At 61.7% G+C, this 22,005-nt stretch carries 18 protein-coding genes and 1 pseudogene; 10 read left to right on the forward strand and 9 right to left on the reverse strand.

Annotated elements, in window-relative coordinates; all coding sequences use genetic code 11:
- Nucleotides 1-837: a DUF2182 domain-containing protein gene (locus SB772_RS23220; protein WP_410835540.1), complete on the forward strand. Its 837-nt coding sequence runs from the start codon at nucleotides 1-3 to the stop codon at nucleotides 835-837.
- A gap of 36 nt (nucleotides 838-873) precedes the next feature.
- On the opposite strand, the gene SB772_RS23225 is transcribed toward SB772_RS23220, so the two are convergent.
- The 3 genes from SB772_RS23225 to pdhA are packed head-to-tail and all read right to left on the reverse strand — an operon-like array spanning nucleotide 874 to nucleotide 4,052.
- The gene (locus tag SB772_RS23225; protein ID WP_410835541.1) at nucleotides 874-1,986 is read right to left on the reverse strand and encodes a dihydrolipoamide acetyltransferase family protein; all 1,113 of its coding nucleotides are present in this window, start codon (nucleotides 1,984-1,986) and stop codon (nucleotides 874-876) included.
- 4 nt (nucleotides 1,987-1,990) lie between these two features.
- Nucleotides 1,991-2,971 carry an alpha-ketoacid dehydrogenase subunit beta gene (locus SB772_RS23230; RefSeq protein ID WP_410835542.1) on the reverse strand — a complete coding sequence of 327 codons (981 nt, stop codon included), beginning with the start codon at nucleotides 2,969-2,971 and terminating at the stop codon, nucleotides 1,991-1,993.
- Nucleotides 2,964-4,052 carry a pyruvate dehydrogenase (acetyl-transferring) E1 component subunit alpha gene (pdhA, locus tag SB772_RS23235; RefSeq protein WP_410835543.1) on the reverse strand — a complete coding sequence of 363 codons (1,089 nt, stop codon included), beginning with the start codon at nucleotides 4,050-4,052 and terminating at the stop codon, nucleotides 2,964-2,966. Before pdhA ends, SB772_RS23230 begins: the two co-directional genes overlap by 8 nt.
- A 368-nt stretch (nucleotides 4,053-4,420) precedes the next feature.
- Between pdhA and SB772_RS23240 the strand changes: the two genes are divergently transcribed.
- Genes SB772_RS23240 through SB772_RS23250 form a run of 3 tightly spaced genes read left to right on the forward strand, consistent with a single transcriptional unit; the run spans nucleotide 4,421 to nucleotide 6,721 of the window.
- A complete protein-coding gene (locus SB772_RS23240; protein ID WP_410835544.1) occupies nucleotides 4,421-5,023 on the forward strand; it encodes a DUF1326 domain-containing protein in 603 nt (200 codons plus the stop codon).
- Nucleotides 5,020-5,835 (forward strand): DUF2182 domain-containing protein, encoded by an 816-nt coding sequence (locus SB772_RS23245; RefSeq protein ID WP_410835545.1) that lies wholly within the window; start codon nucleotides 5,020-5,022, stop codon nucleotides 5,833-5,835. The genes SB772_RS23240 and SB772_RS23245 overlap by 4 nt, the downstream gene beginning before the upstream one ends.
- Complete coding sequence (locus tag SB772_RS23250) at nucleotides 5,828-6,721, forward strand: DMT family transporter (protein ID WP_410835546.1); 894 nt, start codon at nucleotides 5,828-5,830, stop codon at nucleotides 6,719-6,721. The genes SB772_RS23245 and SB772_RS23250 overlap by 8 nt, the downstream gene beginning before the upstream one ends.
- Before the next feature lie 16 nt (nucleotides 6,722-6,737).
- On the opposite strand, the gene pstS is transcribed toward SB772_RS23250, so the two are convergent.
- A complete protein-coding gene (gene pstS / locus SB772_RS23255) occupies nucleotides 6,738-7,775 on the reverse strand; it encodes a phosphate ABC transporter substrate-binding protein PstS (protein ID WP_410835547.1) in 1,038 nt (345 codons plus the stop codon).
- 309 nt (nucleotides 7,776-8,084) lie between these two features.
- On the opposite strand from pstS, the gene SB772_RS23260 reads away from it, so the two are divergent.
- The 3 genes from SB772_RS23260 (at nucleotide 8,085) to SB772_RS23270 (ending at nucleotide 10,791) form a co-directional block, all read left to right on the forward strand.
- Nucleotides 8,085-8,210 (forward strand): hypothetical protein, encoded by a 126-nt coding sequence (locus SB772_RS23260; protein WP_410835548.1) that lies wholly within the window; start codon nucleotides 8,085-8,087, stop codon nucleotides 8,208-8,210.
- A gap of 53 nt (nucleotides 8,211-8,263) precedes the next feature.
- The gene (gene chrA, locus SB772_RS23265; RefSeq protein ID WP_410835549.1) at nucleotides 8,264-9,499 is read left to right on the forward strand and encodes a chromate efflux transporter; all 1,236 of its coding nucleotides are present in this window, start codon (nucleotides 8,264-8,266) and stop codon (nucleotides 9,497-9,499) included.
- Nucleotides 9,500-9,627: 128 nt separating this feature from the next.
- Nucleotides 9,628-10,791, forward strand: a complete 1,164-nt coding sequence (locus tag SB772_RS23270) for a patatin-like phospholipase family protein (protein WP_410835550.1) — start codon at nucleotides 9,628-9,630, stop codon at nucleotides 10,789-10,791.
- 99 nt (nucleotides 10,792-10,890) lie between these two features.
- Here the strand turns inward: SB772_RS23270 and SB772_RS23275 are convergent, their stop codons facing one another.
- Complete coding sequence (locus SB772_RS23275) at nucleotides 10,891-13,179, reverse strand: hypothetical protein (protein ID WP_410835551.1); 2,289 nt, start codon at nucleotides 13,177-13,179, stop codon at nucleotides 10,891-10,893.
- A gap of 1,576 nt (nucleotides 13,180-14,755) precedes the next feature.
- Here SB772_RS23275 and SB772_RS23280 point away from each other — a divergent pair.
- Both SB772_RS23280 and SB772_RS23285 read left to right on the forward strand, forming a co-directional pair.
- Nucleotides 14,756-15,022 carry a hypothetical protein gene (locus tag SB772_RS23280; RefSeq protein WP_410835552.1) on the forward strand — a complete coding sequence of 89 codons (267 nt, stop codon included), beginning with the start codon at nucleotides 14,756-14,758 and terminating at the stop codon, nucleotides 15,020-15,022.
- Between the two features lie 270 nt (nucleotides 15,023-15,292).
- Nucleotides 15,293-17,776, forward strand: coding sequence for a putative bifunctional diguanylate cyclase/phosphodiesterase (locus SB772_RS23285; RefSeq protein WP_410835553.1), 2,484 nt, complete (start codon nucleotides 15,293-15,295; stop codon nucleotides 17,774-17,776).
- Nucleotides 17,777-17,922: 146 nt separating this feature from the next.
- Here SB772_RS23285 and SB772_RS23290 read toward each other — a convergent pair whose 3' ends face one another.
- Nucleotides 17,923-18,678 carry a hypothetical protein gene (locus SB772_RS23290; RefSeq protein WP_410835554.1) on the reverse strand — a complete coding sequence of 252 codons (756 nt, stop codon included), beginning with the start codon at nucleotides 18,676-18,678 and terminating at the stop codon, nucleotides 17,923-17,925.
- 13 nt (nucleotides 18,679-18,691) lie between these two features.
- On the opposite strand from SB772_RS23290, the pseudogene SB772_RS23295 reads away from it, so the two are divergent.
- Nucleotides 18,692-18,817: pseudogene (locus SB772_RS23295) on the forward strand (anti-sigma factor); the annotation flags it as partial.
- A gap of 58 nt (nucleotides 18,818-18,875) precedes the next feature.
- Here SB772_RS23295 and SB772_RS23300 read toward each other — a convergent pair.
- The 3 genes from SB772_RS23300 to SB772_RS23310 form a co-directional block, all read right to left on the reverse strand.
- Nucleotides 18,876-19,931, reverse strand: coding sequence for a Cj0069 family protein (locus tag SB772_RS23300; protein ID WP_410835555.1), 1,056 nt, complete (start codon nucleotides 19,929-19,931; stop codon nucleotides 18,876-18,878).
- A 183-nt stretch (nucleotides 19,932-20,114) separates the two neighbouring features.
- On the reverse strand, nucleotides 20,115-21,158 hold the full coding sequence (locus SB772_RS23305) for a hypothetical protein (protein ID WP_410835556.1): 1,044 nt from the start codon (nucleotides 21,156-21,158) through the stop codon (nucleotides 20,115-20,117).
- Between the two features lie 98 nt (nucleotides 21,159-21,256).
- The gene (locus SB772_RS23310; protein WP_410835557.1) at nucleotides 21,257-21,991 is read right to left on the reverse strand and encodes a superoxide dismutase; all 735 of its coding nucleotides are present in this window, start codon (nucleotides 21,989-21,991) and stop codon (nucleotides 21,257-21,259) included.
- Nucleotides 21,992-22,005: the final 14 nt, after the last annotated feature.

A 22,005-nucleotide genomic window follows, 5' to 3' on the forward strand; every position in this document is an offset into this window, starting at 1 on the left:
ATGGGTGACGTTAGCGCAACCGGGGGACGGGAGATCTCGCGAAATGGGGTTTCCCAGCGTGTTTCCCAGCGAGCCTTCTTCGGCGTCTCGGCGCTGCTCTTCGCTGCCAGCGCAGCGGCGACGATCGTCTGGTGCGCGTCCATGTCGGCGATGGGTGGGATGCCGATGCCCGGCGGCTGGACGATGTCGATGGCGTGGATGCGGATGTGCGGGCAGACATGGCCGGGCGTCGCGGCGTCGTTCCTCGGCATGTGGATCGTGATGATGGCAGCGATGATGCTGCCGTCTCTCACGCCCATGCTGTGGCGCTATCGCCGGGCTGTCGGCAGGAAAGGCGAGACGCGCCTGGGTCGGTTGACCGTGCTGGTGGGCGTGGGGTACTTCGTCGTGTGGACCGCGTTCGGCTTGGCCGCCTTTGCACTGGGCGCCGCGCTGGCAACGCTCGAGATGCAGGTCCCGGCGCTGGCGCGCGCCGTACCGGTTGCGGCAGGTGTGGTCGTTCTGATCGGCGGCGCGCTCCAGTTCACCGCGTGGAAGGCGCATCACCTTGCCTGCTGCCAGGCGGCACCGGGGTGCGGCCGCACATTGCAGGCGGACGCCGGCTCGGCCTGGCGGCACGGCTTGCGCCTCGGCGTCCACTGCAGTTACTGCTGTGCCGGCTTGACAGCGATTTTGCTCGTCGTCGGGATGATGGACCTGCGCGCGATGGCGCTCGTGACCGCTGCTATCACCGTCGAACGTCTCGCGCCGGCCGGTGAGCGCGTCGCGCGAGCCATCGGAGTTGTTGTCGTCGGGGCAGGGATGTTCATGATCGCGCGAGCAGTCGGGCTCGGGTGATTCGTCGTGCGCAAGCATCCGAACAGACGGGCACGGCTACTGCGCCATCCGCAGATCCGCAATGGTGGCGGCAAGAAAACGCGCCGCCTCACCGCCCGTAACAACGCGATGATCGAACGTCAGGCTCAGCGGCAAGATCCGATGCACGGCGGGAACGCCGGCTGCCGCCACGACCTGCTCGTGAATGCGGCCTGCTCCGAGAATCGCGACAGTCGGTGGCACCACCACGGGAGCCGCATATTTACCGGCGATCATGCCGAAGTTCGACAGCGTGATCGTATTGCCGCGCAGCTCTTCCGGGGGAATCTTGCGTGCCCGGATGTCGGCGCGCATCCGGTCGAGCCCGCCGCGCAGATCCGCCGGGTCGCGCAGCGCAACGTTGCGTAACACCGGCACGAAGAGGCCATCCGGCAAGTCGACGGCGATGCCAAGATCGATCTTCTGCAGCACGTGGCGCCGTCCCGCATGTCCGTCGAACCATGCGTTGAGCGCCGGTTCGGCGCGGCATCCCGCCACCAGCGCGCGGATCAGGCGGATCGTGACATCGGTATGCGGCGGCCACGCATGAATGTCGGCATCGTCGATGACGGTCGCCGCCGCCACTTCGCTCTGCGCGCGCGCCATGTTCTGCGCCATCGCACGCCGCACGCCGCGCAGCACCTCGGGCGGCCCGAGCTCGGCAAGGACCTTCGCGACGCGTTGCACGTCGGCCGCCGTGATGACACCCTCCGGACCCGATGGCGTGACCATCGCCAGATCGACATCCAGCTTGCGCGCGAGCGCCCGCGCTGCCGGGATCGCCTTGATCACGCCGGCGCCCGCGCCGATGCCGCCGCCCGCCGCCGGCGCTTCCTGCACGACATGCTGGCCGACTTCCATATGGCCGACCACGGTGCCGGCATCGGCTTCGTCGTCCGCGCCTTCGAAGGCGACGAGCGGCGCGCCCAGATGCACGATGTCGCCTGGCTGTCCGAACAGTTTCGCGATGCGGCCGGATTGAGGCGATGGAATCTCGACGATCGCTTTGGCCGTTTCGACCGACAACAGCGGTTGATCCGTGCGAATCTCGTCGCCGCTCCTGACGTGCCACTCGACGATCTCCGCTTCCTGCAAGCCTTCGCCGAGATCGGGCAGTTTGAAGATTTTCATGGCCTCACGACGCCTCCAGAGCCTGCCTGACCGCGGCGACGATGCGCTCCGCGCCCGGCATATATTGATTCTCGAGTCTATACAGCGGCACCACCACGTCATATCCGGTGACGCGCTGTACCGGCGCGAGCAGCGAATACAGTCCACGCTCGGCGATGTTGGCCGCAATCTCCGCGCCCACTCCTCCGGTGCGCGCGCCCTCGTGCACGATTACACAGCGGCCGGTCTTCGCGACCGACGCGAGAATGGTGTTGATGTCGAGCGGCTTGAGCGTCGCCACGTCGATCACCTCGGCCATCACGCCTTCCTGCGCGAGCAGATCGGCCGCGGCCTGCGCGTCCTGCACCGCGCCGCCCCAACTCACCAGGGTCACGTCGGACCCATCGCGCAGCGTGAAGCAACTGTCGAGCGGCAGTGCTTCGCCGTTGTCCTCCACCGGTTGCCTGAAGAGCCGGTACAGTCGCGTCGGTTCGAAAAAGATCACCGGGTCCGGATCGCGGATTGCCGCAAGCAGCAAGCCGTACGCGCGTGCCGGCGAGGACGGCGTTACGACACGCAGTCCGGGTATGTGAGTGAACAACGCTTCAGGGTTTTCGGAATGATGCTCCGGTGCGTGAATGCCTGCGCCGCACGGCGCACGGATCACGAGCGGGCAGGTGAGTCGTCCGCGTGTCCGATGCCGCAGACGCGACGCATGATTCAGCACGTGATCGATGGCCGGATAGATGAACCCGCTGAACTGCATCTCCGCGACCGGTTTCAGGCCCATCGCCGCCATGCCGATCGCGGTGCCGGCAATCGCCGTTTCGGCCAACGGCGTATCGAGCACCCGCTGCGCGCCGAATCGAGCCTGCAACCCGACCGTCGCGCGAAACACGCCGCCGTTCACGCCGATGTCCTCGCCGAGCAGCACGACGGCCGGGTCGTGCGCCAGTTCGTAGGCGAGCGCCTGATTGAGCGCCTCGACCATGTTGAGGTCAGCCATGGCGGTTCCCCGTAGCCGGTGCGAAACGCTGTGCCATTGCGAGTTGCTCGCGCAGCGCCGGCGGCAAGGTCTCGTACAGGTGATCGAACATGGCGGACGTGTCCGGCGGCGGTATCGCCAGATACGCATCGACGGCCTGCTCGACCTGCGCAAGACACGCGCGGCCGAGTTGCTCGTCCTGCGCCTTGTCCCAGACGTTCGCGCGCATCAGATAAGTGCGCAACCGCAGCAGCGGCTCGTATTCCCATTGCTTGCTGAGGACCTCGGCGTCGCGATAGCGCGTCGCGTCATCGGCTGTCGTGTGATCGCCGAGGCGATAGCTGAGCGCTTCGATCAGCGTCGGGCCATCACCGCGACGCGCCTTGGCGAGCGCCGCGTGGACCACATGATGCACCGCGATCACGTCGTTGCCGTCGACCTGCAGCCCGTCGATTCCCGCGGCGATCGCTTTTTGCGCGAGCGTTTGCGCAGCGCTCTGGCGGCTGCGCGGCACCGAAATCGCCCACTGGTTGTTGTTGACCACGAGTACAAGCGGCGCCTGCCAGACGCCGGCCATGTTCATCGCCTCGTAGAAGTCGCCTTTGGACGTGCCGCCGTCGCCGAAGATCGCCACCGCGACGCGCGGCTCGTGACGCAGCTGGAACGCGTAGGCCGCGCCGGCGGCGTGGCACACCTGCGTGCCGATCGGCACACAGTTCGGGAAATCGTGGCGGGGCACGCTGAAGTCGCTGCCGCGCTCGTCGCCGCCCCAATACAGCAGACTTTCCGTCATCGTGACGCCGCGCAGCAATTGCGCGGCGTGATCGCGATAGGAAGGAAACAGCACGTCGTCGGACTGCATCGCACTGGCGACGCCGACGCCAATCGCCTCCTGCCCGACCGACGACGCGAAGGTGCCGAGCTTGCCGGTACGTTGCAGTGCAACCGCCTTCGTGTCGAACGCGCGCGTCAGCACCATCGCGCGATAGAGCGGAATCAGCGCCGTCGGGTCCCGCGCAAACGCGGGCAACGGCTGAGCAGGCTCGCCGTCGGGGCCAAGATATTGCGTGCAGCCGATATGAAAACTGGCAGCCGTGCTCATGACCGACCTCCATGTTCATCTAGCTATCGTATACGCGCGGGAGCCGGTCCGCACGAGCGTTACCGCACGAGCGTTACCGCACGAACACTGCTGTGCTCACGCACTCGAACAGCAGCGCACGCAAAGGTCCCGCTTTTCCACCTCGGCGCGACGAGGACGCCGCCTATCGTCTGACATAAGAGACGCGCCTGAGCGCATCCGGCTTGATAGCTTGATAGATGGATTAGATTAACTATGCTTTCAGTTGTGATTGTCCGGCTGAAACCTACCGCGCAGCAAAGCCATTGTTTCTGGGGAAATGACGTGTGCACCGTTGCCGTGACCGACGGCGACGAGTGGGTGCGCGCGTGCCTTCAACGGAGGTCCGTATGAGCTATCACCTGGAAGGTCGTCTGCTCGAGGTTTGTAACTGCAACGTCCTATGCCCCTGCTGGATCGGCGAGGATCCCGACAACGGCACCTGCGACACCATCGTCGCGTGGCATGTGGACAAGGGAACGATCGAAGGTGTCGATGTGGCCGGCACGACCATCGCAGCCGTGGCTCATGTGCCTGGCAACATCCTGCAAGGCAACTGGACCGCCGCGATCTACGTCGACGATCAGGCCTCCAAGGCGCAGGAAGAGGCACTGCTGAAGGTGTACACCGGGCAGGCCGGCGGACCCGTCGCCGAACTCGCCAAGCTGATCGGCGAGGTCGTCTCGGTGGAGCGGGCGCCGATCCGCTTCACCGTAGTCGCAGGCAAGGGCGAACTCGAGATCGGCACGAACTACTACGCCGAACTCGAGCCCTATCTCGGCCCGACCGGTGGCCAAACCACCCTCTCGGAGACAGTGTTCTCGACGGTACCGGGGGCTCCGGTGTTTGTCGGCAAGGCCCCGAGCTATCGATCTAAAAACGCCGCCCTCGGCATCGACCTCGACATCAAGAACCACAACGCCCTGCAGAGCACGTTCGTGTTCGACGCATGAGCCCGACGCCAGCCGCGCTGCCGCCCGGCGCGTCGCGCCACTATCACGTGTTCGTGCCGGTACTGGCCGTGCTGATCGCGCTCGCGTGGCTGACGTTGTGGGCATGGGCGCGCAGCCCGTACGGACGCTATCTCGAGCACGGTGACTGGACCGCGTCAGGGCCGGCGGCGCTTCTGTGCCATGCCGTTCCCGGCGGCGATGTGATCGTGCCTGTGTTGCTCTACGCCGCGGCATGGATACTCATGACTGCGGCCATGATGCTGCCCACCATCTTGCCGTTGTTCGACATCTTCGACCGGTTGACGGCCCAGCGCCCGGACCATGGGCGCCTCCTCATGCTGCTCGTTCTCGGTTACATGACGGTGTGGGGCGCCTTCGGGCTGCTGGCGCATGCACTTCACAGTACCGTGCTGGCCCTGCTCGCCAGCGCACCCACATTGGCCTGGCATGGCTGGGTGATCGGCGCCGCGACCATTGCGTTGGCCGGCGCATTTCAGTTCAGCCGGCTCAAGTACCAGTGCCTGGAAAAGTGCCGCACGCCATTGAGTTTCGTGATCGAGCACTGGCGTGGGCGTGCGCAAGCGCGGCACGCGTTCGTGCTTGGCGTGCAGCACGGCCTGTTCTGCGTCGGATGCTGCTGGGCGCTGATGCTGTTGATGTTCGCACTCGGCGCCGGCAGTCTCGGCTGGATGCTCCTGCTTGCGGCCGTGATGGCGATCGAAAAAAACGTTCCATGGGGCCGGCGGCTCGGCAAGCCGCTCGGTGTCGCACTGCTGTCCTGGGCCGTCGTCCTGGTGGCGAGCCATGCATGAAGCGCGCAGCGGCTTGCCCACCTTTCAGACGATCGTCCTGACCGCGGCGGCGATGTTCGCCTTCGCGGGCAATTCACTGTTGTGCCGACTCGCCTTGCAGCAACGAGGCATCGATCCGGCCAGCTTCGCCAGCATCAGGCTGGTGTCCGGAGCGATCGCGCTCGCCGTCATCATGCGCTTCAGGTCGGAACGGTCCTCGCCCCGCCATGCCGACTGGCGCGCCGCGGCCATGCTGTTTGCGTACGTCGCGTTCTTCTCCTTCGCATATCTAACCTTGCCCGCGGGCACGGGCGCATTGATTCTGTTCGGCGCGGTTCAATTGACGATGTTAGGCGGGGGCTTGCGCTCGGGCGAGATGTTCGGATCCATCGCATGGCTTGGTCTCGCTCTGGCTGTCGCGGGACTCGTCTACCTGGTGTCGCCGGGTGTCGCTGCGCCTGCGCCACTCGGTGCTGCGTTGATGGCGATCGCCGGCGTGGCGTGGGGCGTGTATTCGCTGCGCGGTCGCAGCGTGGCCGATCCGTTAGCCGCCACGGCAGGCAACTTCTTACGGGCGGCGCCGCTCGCCCTCGTGCTGAGTTTGCTTTTCGTCGCCAACGCTTATGCGAACGCAGCCGGGGTCGCCCTGGCCATTGCATCCGGTGCACTCACGTCCGGCATCGGGTATGTCCTCTGGTATGCCGCGCTGAGCAAGCTTTCCGCAATGCGAGCCGCCACCGTGCAGTTGTCGGTGCCGCTGATTGCTGCATTTGGCGGCGTGGTGTTCCTGTCGGAAGCGATCACACCGCGCCTGGCTGCCGCGTCCGCGGCGATCCTCGGCGGCATTGCGATGGTGCTGTTCAGCAGAGCGCAGCGGCCGCGCTCCAAGAGACTGCCGAACTCTTAAAGATGAGGCTATCGAATCATTGCCCGAGAACTGGCTTGCGCACCGCGTCATCCGCTGCTTTGGCATGCCATTGTGAGCGGGTCTCCGTCACAACGGAGTCGGGCAATGGGATGTAGTCCAGGTCTTGCGCTGTCTGTACACCATTCGTGAATGCCCAGTCGAAGAACTTCAGCGTTTCTTCGCTGTGATCCGGCTTGTCCCGCGTCGTGTTCAGCAGCACGTAAGTGGCGCCCGTAACCGGCCACGCGTCGTTGCCCGGTTGGTTGGTCAGGATCCGATAGGGCGACCTTGACCAATCGGCACCGGCGGCAGCCGCCTGGAATGTTCGCGGGCCAGGCTCGACGCTGGTGCCTGACGCATTCTTCATGGCCGTGTACGTCAGGTGATTCTGCTTGGTAAAGTCCCATGCGACGTAGCCGATGGCGCCGGGCAGGTATCCGACGAAAGTGGCGACACCTTCATTCCCCCTCCCGGCAATACCAAGGGGCCAGTGCACGCTGGTGCCCTCACCGACCTTGTGTTTCCACTCGGGATTGACCTGCGCCAGGTAGTGCGTCCAGATGAGGCTGGTGCCGGAACCATCCTGACGGTGCACCACGGCAATGGGGGTGTCAGGCATTTTGACCTTCGGATTGAGCTGAGCAATCGCGGCGTCGTCCCAGAACCGGATCTTGCCGAGGAAGATGTCGGCAAGTACCGGACCCGACAGCGTCAACTCACCCGGCTTGATGCCCGGCAGGTTGACGACCGGCACCACACCGCCGATAGCCGTCGGGAACTGCTGTAACCCGCCCTTTCTCAGTTCATCGTCCGTGAGCGGTGCGTCCGACCCCGCGAAGTCGACCTCATTTGCCAGGAGTTGTTTGATACCTTCGGACGAGCCAATGGCGTGATAGCTCACCTTGCCTCCTCCAGACTTCCGGTATCCGGTGGCCCATTTGGTGTAAAGGGGAGCAGCGAAGGTGCTGCCGGCGCCGGTGATATCGATGGCGTGGGCGGCGAGGACGAAAAGCCCGCCAGTCAGGCCGGCAATCAATATTGGCAATGGTCTCACGACAATCTCCCTTTGAGTTGTTATGGGACATCTGAGCAAGCGTCGCCAAGTGAAGAGTCCCGGAGAGGGCGCGTGCGTCGGCGGACTTTTCGGCATCGTCCCCGCTCGCCCCTATGCCTCAGGAATGGTCGGGTACACCCATTACAGGACGATGGCAGTCTGGATGCCAATTGAATCGGACTATCGCGGGGCGCTCCAGGATGGTCCGATGATCCTGACTTTTGCGAAGGGCCTTTACCTGAGCGGGGCGGATGTTCTACTGCTGCTGAAGACTGGAGGGGAATCTGAAATCCGTGGTAGAACGCTCGGGTGGAAGCGGCCGCCACGTCTGTCGCGATCGCATCGCATCGCATCGCCGCGCCGGGGCGCCGGGTCTTGATCGCGGCGAAGCACGAGGTTCGTGAATTTTTCGGCGAGCTGTTCGAAGTCGGGTAACCGTCGGATCATGCGGATGTGCTGATCTTCTCAATCTGGAAAACTGGCAATTTATGGAAACGGGTATCGCCTCACCGCACTCGACCCGGTTGGGTCACGCGCCGAAGGTTCTTGCGGTCTTTCTCAAGCTGGGGCTGACGTGCTTCGGCGGTCCCGTCGCCCATCTGGGTTACTTCCGGCGCGAGTTCGTCGAGCGCCGCCGCTGGCTGGACGACGAAACGTTCACTGATCTGGTCGCGCTCTGTCAGTTCCTTCCGGGACCGGCCAGCAGCCAGGTGGGATTCTCGATCGGACTTTTGCGCGCAGGGTGGCTTGGGGGACTCGCGGCCTGGTGCGGCTTCACGCTGCCTTCAGTCCTGTTGCTAATCGGCTTTGCGGCCATCGCCCCGCGTCTCGGCGGCCCGGTCGGCGGCGGCCTGGTCCATGGCCTGAAGCTCGTCGCGGTCGCTATTGTCGCCCAAGCGGTTTGGGACATGGCGCGGCGCCTGTGTCCAGATCACCGCCGGGCTGCCATCGCGCTCATCGCCATTGCCGTACTCAGCATGCTGACCACCGTTTATGCGCAACTCGTCGTTATCGGCCTCGGTGCGGTGCTCGGACTCGCGTTGTGCCGGACAACGACATCGTCAGACACCGGTCGCGCGGCGCAAGACGCTCACGAATTCCGCGTTTCCCGCACGGTGGGTGTCATCGCGTTGATCCTCTTTTGTGTCCTGCTGTTCGGGCTTCCGGCGCTGGTCGGACTCCACGCGGGCCAGGCCGTCAAGGTCTTCGAGGCGTTCTACCGGTCGGGCGCTCTGGTGTTTGGTGGGGGACACGTCGTGCTCCCGCTTCTGCAACAGCAAACCGTCGCGACCGGCTGGGTCTCGTCGAATGATTTTCTCGCGGGCTACGGTGCCGCGCAGGCGGTCCCGGGGCCCCTGTTCACGTTCGCTGCATTTCTCGGCTGGACGATGGCCGAAGCGCCGAATCACTGGACCGGTGCGTTGCTCGCCACCGCAGGCATCTTCCTGCCAGGTCTGCTTCTCGTGCTTGCGGCGCTGCCGTACTGGCAAGCGCTGCGTGCCCGCCCGTCGATGGCTGCGCTGCTTGCCGGCGTGAATGCCGCGGTCGTCGGACTCCTGGCGACCGCGCTGTACTCGCCGGTCTGGACCAGCGCGGTTCTCTCGGAACTCGACTTTGCCATCGCAGGTGTGTGTTTTTTCCTGCTGACGCGGTGGAAGATTCCACCGCTTGCTGTCGTCGTGCTCTGTGCGCTGGCCGGGATTGCCGAGGGAGCACTTCACTGAGCGGATGCGTTTCGTTGCCTGGCGCGCCGACCACGCGGCGCACTCTCCACAAAATCGGCTTTCACGCCACGCCAACCGTGCCCGTGGCAAAATCAGCGGCACGGCAGCATTCGTCCGGGAGACCTGATATGGGCAACAAGACGCACGGCGAACGCGACGCTAACGCGGCCGGCCGGTCGGAGGCCGCACCGGACATTCCCGGTCAGGTTGTGCTGGTCTTTCAGGGAGGCGGTGCCCTCGGCGCGTACCAGGCGGGTGTCTATCAGGCGATGCATGACGGCAAAGTCAAACCCGACTGGGTGATCGGCACGTCGATCGGCGCGATAAACGGCGCGATCATCGCCGGCAATCCGCCCGAGAACCGCATTGCGCGATTAACCCAGTTCTGGAACGGCGTGGCGCGTCATGGCGTCGATGCGGCAAGCTGTTGGCCGGGACTCGCAAACTGGGCGCGCGACCTGGCGATCGTCACTCGAGGCGTGCCGTCGTTCTTCACACCACAGCTGGCGTCCTGGGCAAGTATTCAAGCGCACGTTGGCGCCGACCGGGCGGCATTCTATTCGACGGGGCCACTGCGTGAAACCTTGTCTTCACTGGTCGATTTCGATTACCTGAATCGGAAGATGACGCGATTGACTGTCGGCACGGTCAACGTCTGCAGCGGACGTATGCGGTATTTCACCAATCGCGACGCGCCGATGGACGTCGAACACGTGATGGCATCCGCGGCTTTTCCACCTGGCTTTCCTTCGGTGCGACTGGAAGGCGAATCCTACTGGGACGGCGGCATCTACTCGAACACGCCGCTCGAGGCTGTGCTCGACGACCGTCCGCGGCGCAGCTCGGTGATTTTTGCGGTGCAGCTGTGGCCCTCGAGCGGTCCGGAACCCGAATCTATCTTGCAGGTCATGAGCCGGCAGCGCGACATTCAGTATTCGAGTCGCGCGGAAAGCCACCTCGACCGGCAGAAGCAGATTCACCGGCTGCGTCACGTGATTCGCGAACTCAGCCAATACATCCCCGAAGAGAAACGCGATACGCCGGAGGTTCAGCAGCTCATGGGCTGGGGCTGTGGCACGACGATGCAGGTATTGGAACTCGATGCGCCGGCATTCAATAACGACGACTTGAACAAGGATATCGACTTTTCGTCGAATGGCATCGAGCAGCGCTGGGCCGCCGGTTATGAAGACACGACCCGCTTGCTGGAGCGGGCGCCCTGGCGCGAAACACTGGACCCTATGGAGGGCATTTCGGTCTTTCGAATGGCCTCTGTGGAAGGCCAGAGATAACTCGCGTCATCACGACAATCAGACACGGCAGTTCTGCCGGTTAAAAGGCTTATCGACGCGCCGCTATTCTTTCGGCGGCGCGTCGATAGTCTCCAGTGCTTACTGCCCCGTATAGCCGAGCGGAACAGTCGCATTGGCCTTGGCGACCGTCGCGTTGCTCGACACGATGTACTGCGGCACCTCGGTAAGGGTCAGCGTGACTTTACCGTTGGTATAGGCAACCGTGCTGGTATTGCCGTAACCGTCGATCTTCGTCACATTGCCTGACGTGCCGGCGTTGTCGACCTGAAGCGAATAGGTGGTCGAGTACGTCTGGCTATACAGCCCATTGCTCGCAGGCCACTGCGCATTGTTGTGCGCCCACGCAGCGGTCACCACCTTGCCGTTGCCGAGTTGCTGGAACGCATACGCAAAGGTTCCGGACGGCGTACCTGTGACCCGGCCCAAGGTATTCGTGCCGTCGAGGGCACGGGTCATCGTGGCGAAGGCCATCGCTTCGGGCTTCGGCGAGAGGTTCGTTGCGCCGAACGCGCCTTGTGCGTCGTTCAGGTCGAAGAATGAGCCGTATCCCACTTCGCCCGGATAGTCAGGACCATAGAAAAGCGTCGTCAACTGTGCGCCACCGCCAAGCACGATAATGTGCGATCGCACGCCAACCGCGGCATGAGCAAACAACTGGTTCTGCGACGGCACCGTGGGACCGTAGTTAAGACCCGGATCGTAGCTCGTACCTGCTTCGGTGAAGAAGAGCTTCATGTTCGGCTTGCCCGCCTGCATCACCGAGCGCAACTGCGTCATCTGGTTGTCGAGCGCGTTTGCCTGGTTCGCCGGATCCGGATCGGAGTCCTGCAATTCAGGCGGATGAGCCGGAAAGGTGCCCGCATTCCAGTAGCCATGCGTTGAGACTGCATCAATGTAATTCCACAGGCCCAGCGCACCGAACTTCTGCAGATAGCCGGTTGTACAGGTGCCGCAATTCGACGCGAACGGGTTGCCGGTGCCCATCACGACGGCATTCGGATCGGTCGAATGAATGCCTTGGTAAGCCGCCTTGTACATGGCGACGAAGTTCGCGTCGCTATCGGCCCAGCCGAGGCTCGGCTCCCACGTCACCTGGTAGTAGTTCTTTTGCTGGTTCGGGTAGTTTGCGGCACGGATCAGGCTCGTATCGGTACCGACCTTGGCCATGAAGCTCTGGAACTCAGGCATGTTCGACGGTGCATAGTAGCTGTCGTTGAACTGGCCCGTCTTCGAATCCCAGGCAGGCAGGCCATCAAGACGCACAATGCGCATCTGATCAGGATTGGCCTTGTAGAACGGATCGAGGTCGTTCACGTTCGGCGTGTACGAGTTGGGACCGTTGGGCTCCATCGTCGACTGCTGACGGTCGTCGATCGTCCACGAGATGCCGAGTGCGTGCAGCGCGGCGATATTGCCGTTGAAGCCTTGCATGCCGAAGCGGTGCTGATCCTGATGCGCGTAGATCACGGTGCCGAGCACGGGCGCGAGGTTCGGCAACACACCGAACGTTGCAATGCCCATCGGACGCGTGCCGGTGCTCGGCAACGTGCCGCCACTCGAGCGCAGCGTCGCGGTAAGCGCGCCATAGCCGGACCACGTCGAGGTGCACGGAATCGTGCTGGTTTGCACGCCGGATTTAACCGCAAAACTTCCTTGCGTCTTGATCGCGCCATTCGAGTCCGCGACAGACCAGACGACCGTATCCGCGCTCGGTGCGTTCGTCGTAATCGCCAGCTTGAACGGTGCGTTGTTCTGGAAAACGCGCAAGCCGTCGGTGGTGGGGGTGTCGGCGCTGATCGACCCGCTGGCATTTCCGCCAGCTGTTTGTGTCGGTGCGCTGCACGACATGGTCGAACTGCCGGGAGTCGGAGTCGGGGTCGGGGTCGGTGTCGGAGTCGGAGTCGGAGTCGGTGTCGGAGTTGGTGTCGGAGCCGGAGCCGGGGTTGGGGTTGGAGTCGGAGTCGGAGTCGGAGTCGGAGCCGGAGCCGGGGTTGGGGTTGGTGTCGGGGTTGGTGTCGGAGCCGGGGTCGGGGTTGGAGTCGGGGTGCCGGCAACCGCTCTGACCCAGCATGCCTTGCCGTAGCCGAATGCGGGATCTGCCTGCGAAACCGCGCCGACATAGCAACCGACTCCGTTGCTAAAGGTACGCGGCGTTGTCAACATCGCCGATGGCGCGTCAGGCGGAACCGCACCGAACACCACCGAGCCTGTTCCGAGGAATGAGCAATTGCCATTCTCTACTCCGCACAACTTGTATTGCTGGCCTGCGACGGTGATCGTGCTGGCCTGAGCCTGCGCGTTTTCCGCACCAAACGATGCCAACATCGTTGCTGATGCAATCCCTAGTAATTTCAAATATCTCATCATTATCCGCATGTATCGCTAAAAGCAGGTTTTCCCCGAGGAGGCAGCAAGATCGATCAACGTCGTCCGGCCTTGGCGTTGTTGAGTACAGAGAGAGGTGAACCTGAGAACGCGCTGATTGCGTTCATTGCTGATGAAGCTGGTGCTTCGATGTGCCGTTACCCGGCAGCAGATACCGTTGGATATTCGAAGCTGCGCTGACCGCTGTCAGACGACAGCGAGTTCAACATTTCGATGCGGTACCGGCGAAGCACACTAATATTACGTATTCCTTACTAATTACTTCGAAAGTTTCACTATGCAAAGCGCTACCAGTGACTACACCCTTGGATCTGCAACGCCGGGCATCAAGCGCAGCATGTAGCGTCGACCGCAGGCACCCAATGCATGAAGGGCTCAGTCGACTTCCCAGCTAGCTTCAAACGAACCTTCGAGCGCACGGCCAAAAAACCGGCACAAGGGGTCATGACATGCAGACGACGCGACAGCAACACTTGGTAAGGATCGCGCTGGCAGTCCAGCGCACCCTATATGTGACAAACAGACATTCGCTCAACACAAGCAATCAGGAAATTGAGGACACCTGACAGCTTGGCCAAATCCGTCATTCTTCACTCTTGACAACCCGGTTCGATCGCCAACCCGTTTCGCCTAAAGGAAGGGTTTACCCGGCGCCGCGCCTGTCCATGCAATTCCTACTGGATCGGCAGAACGCCAGCACGCGCTCGGCATTAGTTACGGGCTGTTTCGGCAGAGGAATTATAAACGTTTCATTTGCGTAACGTGGTGGCGGCTGGTAACGATAAGTAATAATTCGAAGAATCGTCCGCAGTACGCGTCCGAGAGTTTTCCGAAACGAGGGAAAACGGAAGAGCTGCCCCCATCTGTACGCGGAAAAGGCAGATCTTTATTTTTATCTGAGGGATGGCGATAACTTGACCGAAGCAAGCAACATTTACGCGTGTTTCGTATTATTAATATAAATTGACGTACACGCCTGGTAAATCTGTAGTCGTGATGGAAGAGTATGAATTCAATAAAGCGCTTCACATCGTGTTTCATCAGATCATTTATTGCAACCGATCGTCTAACTAATCGACCGTTTTGAGATCAACATAATCCCTCTGCATCATTAATCCTGCATGCTCTGCTCGATCAGCGCGTCGCGGAAAAACGAACTTGGCATGATGCCGCAAGCGCCGAAGGCGACGATGAGCAAGCCGGGAATGAAGTCCAAGGTTTTCACGACGTCTTTTTTTCGCGCTACCCGATGTAAAGTAGATAGGACTACTTCATATAAGCGAACTGATTGATCATAAACCCACTGGGTAGATCGATTCCTGATGTTCGAGGTGTTGCATCTTGATTAGCGCCATCCGGACGCAGCGATTGCGCGCATCCACTACGACGCCATACCCGCGCCGCATGCTACGAACCGCGCAAATTTGCCGCGTTCTGGCGGCGTATCAAAGCGGCTGCCCCTTCACGGATGGTTGCCGCCTGTCGCCGAGGCGTCCCGGCCAGTCGCTGACTGTGCGAAAATTCAGGCTTGCTCTGATCGGACAGGACGGTGACAGCCATGGATAAACCCGGTACCAACCTCACGGCACCCATCCTTTCCGCGGAAGCGGCTGTGTGGTTTTCGGCGTATGGCTTCGGCTGGGGATACAGTGCCTTTGAGTTGCCCGCTGAGGTGGTTTGCGAAAAACTCGGCGCTGCGAACGAGACCCCGAAACAATTGATGCTCGCCTTTGAACTTGGCAAGCGCCGACTCCTGAACGCGGTTGCGAAGAAAGCGTTACCTGGCAGCGGCGAGCGGATAATGCTTTCGGCCGATGATCTGTAATGTGGGGAGGCTCCAGGCGGACGACACGCCAGCCATTGCAATCCACCCGCGCGAGACCTTTAGAAAGACCAGAGCGTGCCGTTAACAAGCGGTGGTCCAACAAAACGTGGACCGGGATCGGAGTCGTTCGTCAATTACACGGTTCGGGGTCAACCAACGAACCGAGCCATGCTTTGGGCCACGACTTCCGGATGCGCACGTCGTCTACGGGCAGACTGACCTCTCCAGTTTCCTTCTGCCCAATCTGCTCGAACAGATCACCCCGTCGACGTGCTGTTCCACATCGGAGCAATCGTGGCCAGACAGAAAGGTAGCCCAAGGCGTCGATACCTGTGGCGACGCAACGCAGGAGCAGACCAGGTTGAGCAGACGCCGTTGAACGTGCACCCCGCGCGGCGCACCGCAATATTTGGTCTCGTGCTCGTTCTGTTGAGCGTGCCGCTTCTGGCCTTCTGGGGCGCCTATGAAAGCTTGAGCGCGGGTTTCGCCGCGCAAGCTGCCAACGAGGCGGATAAAGCGTTCGAGGAAGCCCGCTACTGCGTCGCCTGGGAGGAATCGGCCGAACGCAAGTACTTCCTGGACCCACGTCCGGAGGTTCTACGCGAGCACCGCGAGGCCGGCCAGGCACTTGATGCGGCGCTGAAGAAGGCGATGGCACTTGAACCTGGCAGCAGCACGATGCTGCTCGGCCTGCTGGAGAAGCACGCGAAGTATCAATCGTTCGCCAAGCCGATGTTCAAGGCCGTCGACGATCACGACATCGCAAGAGCCAATGAGATCGACAAGGATTCGGCCGATCCGCTCTTTGACGGTATCGAGCAAAAAGTCCTCGCAGCAGCGGCACGGCACCGCGACGATGCGACGATGCAACTCGACCGGCTCGTTGCCGTGCAACGGATCGTCCTGATATCGACCCCTGTGGTCCTGGCGATCGGCGTGGGGCTCACGCTGCTGTTTCTTCAGATGCTGCGGCGTATTCGCAAGAACGCCGATGCGGCGGCCCAGGACGCGCTGCGCACGAGCGAACAGAGGCTTCAGGCGCTTGTGGCCAACACGTCGGATGCGATACTCGTTTCCGACGTCGACGGGACGGTGACCTACGAGGCGCCGACGCGAAGACCGGATCCCTTGAACAACATGGGCCAGCTCGTCGGCACCAGTCTGCTCGATCCGATCCATCCCACTGACCGTCCCACGCTGCAGGGACTGTTGGAGACCGTGTCGTCGACGGCTCAATCCACGAAATCCATCGAGGTCCGTACTCGAGGCGAGGGCGATGCGTGGCGCTATATTCAACTTACCTTGACGAATCTGCTCGACGAACCGGCTGTCGGCGCAATCGTGGCGACAGCGAGCGACACCACCGAAAGAAAGAACTTCGAAGAGCAACTCGCGCGACGGGCGTTCTACGATACGCTCACCTCGCTACCGAACCGCGCACTGCTGCTGGATCGCATTAGCCAGGCCGAAGCACGCGCGCGTCAACGTAACGCGATGATCGGCGTCGTTTTCATCGACCTGGACAACTTCAAGCGGGTGAACGACAGTCTCGGGCATCACGTGGGAGACCGGCTGCTGATCGCAGCGGCCAAGCGCCTCGAAGGATGCGTTCGCCCGACCGACACCGTCGCGCGGCTGGGTGGGGACGAGTTCGTCATCCTGCTGGAACACCTGGGCAGTGAAGCGACGAGCGAAGGGACCCTGGTCGCGGACAACATTCTTGCGCAATTCAGTCAACCGTTCGATCTCGACCACAAACAGTACATCGTCAGCGCGAGCGTCGGGCTGGCATTCGCACAAGCTGGCTGCGGCCGCGGCGATGCTGACACGTTGTTGCGGGACGCCGACGTCGCCATGTACCGGGCCAAGAACGGCGGAAAGGGCCGCTACGTGGTTTTCGAAGAGAACATGCACGCTGAAGCAGTCAAAAAGCTGGAGATTGAAACGGACCTGCGTTACGCGATCGAGCATCGCGAATTACGCGTGTATTTTCAGCCCATCATGCAGCTTCAGTCGGCAGGGTGCCGGGAAATGGAAGCGCTCGTGAGGTGGCAGCACCCCACGCGAGGTTTGTTGCCGCCGTCCGAGTTCATTGCGATTGCAGAAGAAAGCGGCCTGATCATTCCGCTCGGACGATACGTACTGGAAGAGGCTTGCCAGCAAGTCGCCCGCTGGCAGCGGGAGTTCCCAACAGAGCCGTCACTGCAGATCAGCGTCAATCTCTCGTCTCGGCAGTTCGATGATCCCAACCTCGTTGCCGACGTGGCTGCGGCGCTGTCCAGTGCTCACATCGGCGCTGCCTCGCTGAAACTAGAGGTCACAGAGGGCCTGATCATGCGGGACACGGCAAAGAGCATCGAGACGCTCCGAAAACTGAAAGATTTTGGTGTAACGATCGCAATCGACGACTTTGGTACAGGCTACTCATCGCTGAGTTATCTTCGCAAGCTGCCGCTGGATGTGCTGAAGATCGACCGATCCTTTGTTCAGGGCATTGGCACGAGTGCCGAGGACGACGCAATCGTTCGAGCCATCATTTCCATGGCGCAGTCGCTTGGACTGTCCGTCACGGCGGAGGGCATTGAAACGAGCGACCAGGCAAGGCTCCTTCGGGAATGGTCCTGCCAGGCTGGACAGGGTTATCTTTTTTCGCGGCCTCTGCCTGCAGAGGAGTTCACCGCCCTGTTTCGTCCGCGTTCTCCCGGTTACGGCCGCAGCCATTCCGCGGGGGACTTCGCCACGGAACTGCTCTGACCGATGAGCGGGTGCTGCAGGTTGAGCGTGTATCGGTCACCTCTGCCGCATCGCGATCTCACGAACCGCCATGCGTACGGCGTGACAAGACCCATGGTTTCAGATGCGTCGAATGGCGATCCACGGGCATCATCTGTGTTGTCGTCTCACATCATGCCGCCCATGCTCCCAGTGCCACCCACGCCGGCCCCACCGGTCCCGCTTGTGCTGGCACCTGGCGATGTCGCAATCGGATGTGCGGCTCCCATCATGGCCATAAGTGTGACGGCGACTGCGTCCGGTTCGCCGTTGGCGTCGATTGCGCCGAGAGCGAGGAGCGCTTCGAGATCGTTGTCCTCGCCTGGTTGGCCGACAGTGAATGCGGTGGTCAGAAAATTGGGGGTGGAAAGCGTAACGCTGTACTTTTGCTGCAGATTCTGTACGACAGCGGCCTGCGCAGTCAGAACGTCGGTCTGATTCTGCAGCGTCTGCTGAAAATGCGTGTTCGCCGCAAAGCCGGCGATGAGCGCGCTTTCATTCGTACCGAGTTGCGCCGCCAGATACGACAGCAACAGATCCGTCTCCGGCGTGACGTTGTACGTGCCGCCCGCAAACGCCGCGGAATGCAGCATCGTCCCGCCCGAAGTCGCAGTGATCACGCACGGCAACGCTGCGCCGAACGTCGCGTGGTAGTTTCCGTTCGCATCTGCTGCGATTGACATCGAGCCTCGCGCGCAGTCGATGCTGATTGTCGCATTCGCAAGTGCCTTGCCAGTTGCCGCCGTGCCGGCGATCGAAATCATCGACGTGCTGCTTGTGCTACCACCGCCTCCTCCGCCGCCGCAGCCAGCGAGCAACGCAACGGATGCAACTAGCAGCCCTGCGCTGACAGAACGGATGACGTGCTGTTGTCGAGTGCTCATCGAAGTCTGCCGTTGGTTCGTATGTCGTCTAAACGATTCCGCGGGGGCGTCTATTCCATCTTTCGCGCTTCGGGAATACGGGTATTGGCTGATTGGCGGTCGTTTGCTGCCCGGCGAGTCCGGCCCTGCCGCGCAATTCGATGACAACTTTGGCCGCACAAATCATGCCTGCCATCTGCTGGAACGCAGTTCGATGGCTATTTTTTACGCAGACATTCCTTCACCAGGCGAGCAATGGCTGCCGGTGCCTGGTCTGGTATGGCGAAAACAGAGCTGACGTTGATCTCGCAGAGTACGTAGGTATCCTCGCCCGATTCGGTACGCGGCCCATAAAGAAAGTCAGCATCCCAGATAATCGGCAGCGAAGCGATGTCGATTTTCAGGACGTCCATCATCTGCGGCGTCCATTCCAATTCCATTTTCGCCCTCAGCGCCTGGAACGGTTCCGCTGAGGCGGGGTGCATGATGCGCGGGCCAGGCTGTGCAGCGTCAGAGTCGGGCCCTTCGGGTGGCGGCGGTATCAGCGCCTTGATGAACTGGTGTCCAAACCCGACAACTTTCTCTCTTCCCATGTAGCAGCGAATCATGCCGTCGGGCAAGCGTGACTGAAAAGGTTGATCGACAATGCAACCATCGGGTGTGAGGTATGCTTCGCAGCGCGCCATGAAATCGTGAAGCGTTGTCTCTTCCGGCACGCTTCCACGGCGTGCATGCAGAACTCGAACCAATACGGCATCGCCGCCCGGCGGTGAGATTTGCTCGACTTTCCAGACCCCCTGACCACCATTTCCCCTATTCTGTTTGAGCACGCGCGGCCCTGCCGATTCTAGCCGGCGTGGGAACTCGGACTGGAACGCAGATCTGTTGGGATAGAGATGGGTATCCGTTCCCCAGCCGAGATGCCTGGTGCGATATAGAACTTCCTTGACGCCCATCTTCAGGATAACGTCAGGGTGGGCGCTGACCCAAGGTCCGCGCGACGCCACCTCCCGCAACATTGCGTCGAGAACTGTGCGGGTCTGCCCGTCGTGAATCGGATCGACCCATACCAGTACACCATCAACGTTCAGGAGTTGATCACGCACTTCGTCAACCATATCGTCGGAATAGACGGCGGGTTGCGCCTGGATACCGATCGCCGCCAGTTCTTCGAAGATACGATAAAAGCGATTATTCCTCGGTGTCGCACTTTTGCGCGCCTCACGATCACCGCGCCACAGTACGGCCACCCTGGCCGTTTCAGTTTGACTCATCTCATCCTCCGCACTCGCCTGCATCCAGGACGTCACTTAGGCGCGAACCACTTCGCGATCAGTCGGGTTGGCACTACGCATTCCGACTCCCTTGTCTTTACCGCCGCTTGCCTGTCTTTCCGGGTGCAGTGAGCGATTCCGCCATCCGCCGAAGTATTTGACCGCCACGAGCGCGCCACGGCCTCAGTCTTGAGGCGCCATAATGCGCAACGTCGCACGCCCGTGAACATTTCTGAGCGGGAAGTAGGCGCGGTGCGTCGAGTCGTCCACCGCGACGACGTGCGCATTGGGGCCGATGCGGCCGTCGCCGATCTTCGACACTTTGCCCGCGTCGGCTTTGAACAGTGAGACGATCCCGGCTTCGCCAGCGACGTAGAGCAGATGCAGTTGCGGGTCGAAGGCCAGGACGTCCGGATCCTGACCGACGTCGAAGGACGACGTGACGCGCATCGTGCGCATGTCGAGTACCAGCAGCTTGTGATTGCCTTCACAGGCGATGAAAGCAAGCCGTTGCTGCGGTTCGATCAGCAGTCCGTGATTGCCCCGCGCGCCCGGCACATCGATGCGCGCTACGACCCGGTCGTTAGCCGGGTCGATTTCAACCAGTTGCTGCCGGGATTGCACGTTCACAAAGATGTGCCGGGAAACCGGATCGTACTGGGTATTGCCGACCTCGCCGGCGAGCGGGATCGTCGCAATCCGCGTGTTCGAGCGAATGTCGATCACCGTCTCAGTCTCGCCAGTTTCGTCGGAGACATAGAGTTTGTGCGCATCGGGCGCGTAGGCCAGGCCATCCGGGTAGCTGCCGCCAGGCATGCGGGCGGTGATCTTGAGCGTGGCTTCGTCGATCGCGACGATCTCATTTGAACCGGTGGCTGACGCATACACGCGTGACATTGCGGGAATCGCTAACACGCCATGCACTGAGGCCACGTCTGGAATCCGGGCGATCACGCGCGCCGTGCGCGTGTCAAACGCGATGACCTCGCCGTCGCCCAGATGAGCAATGAATAGCAGGTGGCGGTCCGGGTCGAGGCTTGCGTAGTCGAGTCGGGTCGGCCGTCCGCCCAGCGGAACGTCGGCGAGCTGTTTCAATGGCAGGCCGCCCATTTCAAGGCCGTCGTCCGCACCTGACGCGGAGAACACCACGCCCCCCAGCGCGGCAGCGATAGCGCACGCGACAGAAAGCAGCCACCGAGCAGCAGGCCGAGTCCAAAGTGCATTCACGATGCGAGTTTCATCAGAGTGTTTCACCTGCAACAAGGATCCGCGAGCGGCGCTCGTTCAATCGTCGTCGTCTTCGCCAGCCTCACGCGTCATCCCGTTCATGTCAGCCTCCGCGCAGGCAACGCTGCCTGCATCCGCATGGCCGCGTTGTCCCAGTTGATGAGGCTAAACAGCTGATTGACATAATCGTTGCGTCGGTTCTGGTATTTCAGGTAGTACGCGTGCTCGAACACGTCGAGGACGAGGATGGGCTGAATGCCCCATGCGGTGAGCTTCTGATGGTTCTCGCATTGCAGGATCATGAGCTTGCCCGTCGCGGGATGGTAGCCAACGATACCCCAGCCGGAAGCTTCTACTGCAATCGTTGCGGCAACCAGTTGTGCTCTGAACTTCGCATAGGAGCCGAAATTTTTGCCGATTGCTTTTGCCAGATCGCCCGTCGGTTCACCGCCTTTTCCCGAGATGCTGGTCCAGTAAATGGTGTGCAGGATGTGGCTGGATAGCTGGAATGCAAGTTCTTTCTCGTAGAACTTCACCAGCGCGAAGTCGTTTGAGTCCCGCGCTTTCGCGAGGCTGTCTTCGGCCTTGTTCGCGGCAACCACAGCAGGCTTATGGTGAAAGTTGTAGTGCAGTTCAACGGTGCGTGCGTCGATGACCGGTTCAAGCGCGTCGTAGGCGAATGGCAGCGGTCCGGCGGCATACTTGCCGTCCGCGTCTGTGAGCTTGTCGGTGTAACCGGGCTCTTCTGCGGCACGTACGGTTTGTGCCTGGGCCAGCATGATTCCCGCGCCAACCGCAGCGGTGTTGTGCAGGAAGGTACGACGTGTTGCCATGATTACGTTCCTCG

The organism is Paraburkholderia sp. SIMBA_030, from assembly GCF_046535245.1.
Lineage (GTDB): Bacteria > Pseudomonadota > Gammaproteobacteria > Burkholderiales > Burkholderiaceae > Paraburkholderia.

Coding starts and splice junctions, on each gene's coding strand:
- SB772_RS23310 (WP_410835557.1), bottom strand. CDS start 21,991: ATGGCAACACGTCGTACCTTCCTGCACAACACCGCTGCGGTTGGCGCG.
- SB772_RS23280 (WP_410835552.1), top strand. CDS start 14,756: ATGGATAAACCCGGTACCAACCTCACGGCACCCATCCTTTCCGCGGAA.
- SB772_RS23230 (WP_410835542.1), bottom strand. CDS start 2,971: ATGGCTGACCTCAACATGGTCGAGGCGCTCAATCAGGCGCTCGCCTAC.
- SB772_RS23245 (WP_410835545.1), top strand. CDS start 5,020: ATGAGCCCGACGCCAGCCGCGCTGCCGCCCGGCGCGTCGCGCCACTAT.
- chrA (WP_410835549.1), top strand. CDS start 8,264: ATGGAAACGGGTATCGCCTCACCGCACTCGACCCGGTTGGGTCACGCG.
- pdhA (WP_410835543.1), bottom strand. CDS start 4,052: ATGAGCACGGCTGCCAGTTTTCATATCGGCTGCACGCAATATCTTGGC.
- SB772_RS23275 (WP_410835551.1), bottom strand. CDS start 13,179: ATGATGAGATATTTGAAATTACTAGGGATTGCATCAGCAACGATGTTG.
- SB772_RS23290 (WP_410835554.1), bottom strand. CDS start 18,678: ATGAGCACTCGACAACAGCACGTCATCCGTTCTGTCAGCGCAGGGCTG.
- SB772_RS23300 (WP_410835555.1), bottom strand. CDS start 19,931: ATGAGTCAAACTGAAACGGCCAGGGTGGCCGTACTGTGGCGCGGTGAT.
- SB772_RS23240 (WP_410835544.1), top strand. CDS start 4,421: ATGAGCTATCACCTGGAAGGTCGTCTGCTCGAGGTTTGTAACTGCAAC.
- SB772_RS23225 (WP_410835541.1), bottom strand. CDS start 1,986: ATGAAAATCTTCAAACTGCCCGATCTCGGCGAAGGCTTGCAGGAAGCG.
- SB772_RS23220 (WP_410835540.1), top strand. CDS start 1: ATGGGTGACGTTAGCGCAACCGGGGGACGGGAGATCTCGCGAAATGGG.
- SB772_RS23270 (WP_410835550.1), top strand. CDS start 9,628: ATGGGCAACAAGACGCACGGCGAACGCGACGCTAACGCGGCCGGCCGG.
- SB772_RS23250 (WP_410835546.1), top strand. CDS start 5,828: ATGCATGAAGCGCGCAGCGGCTTGCCCACCTTTCAGACGATCGTCCTG.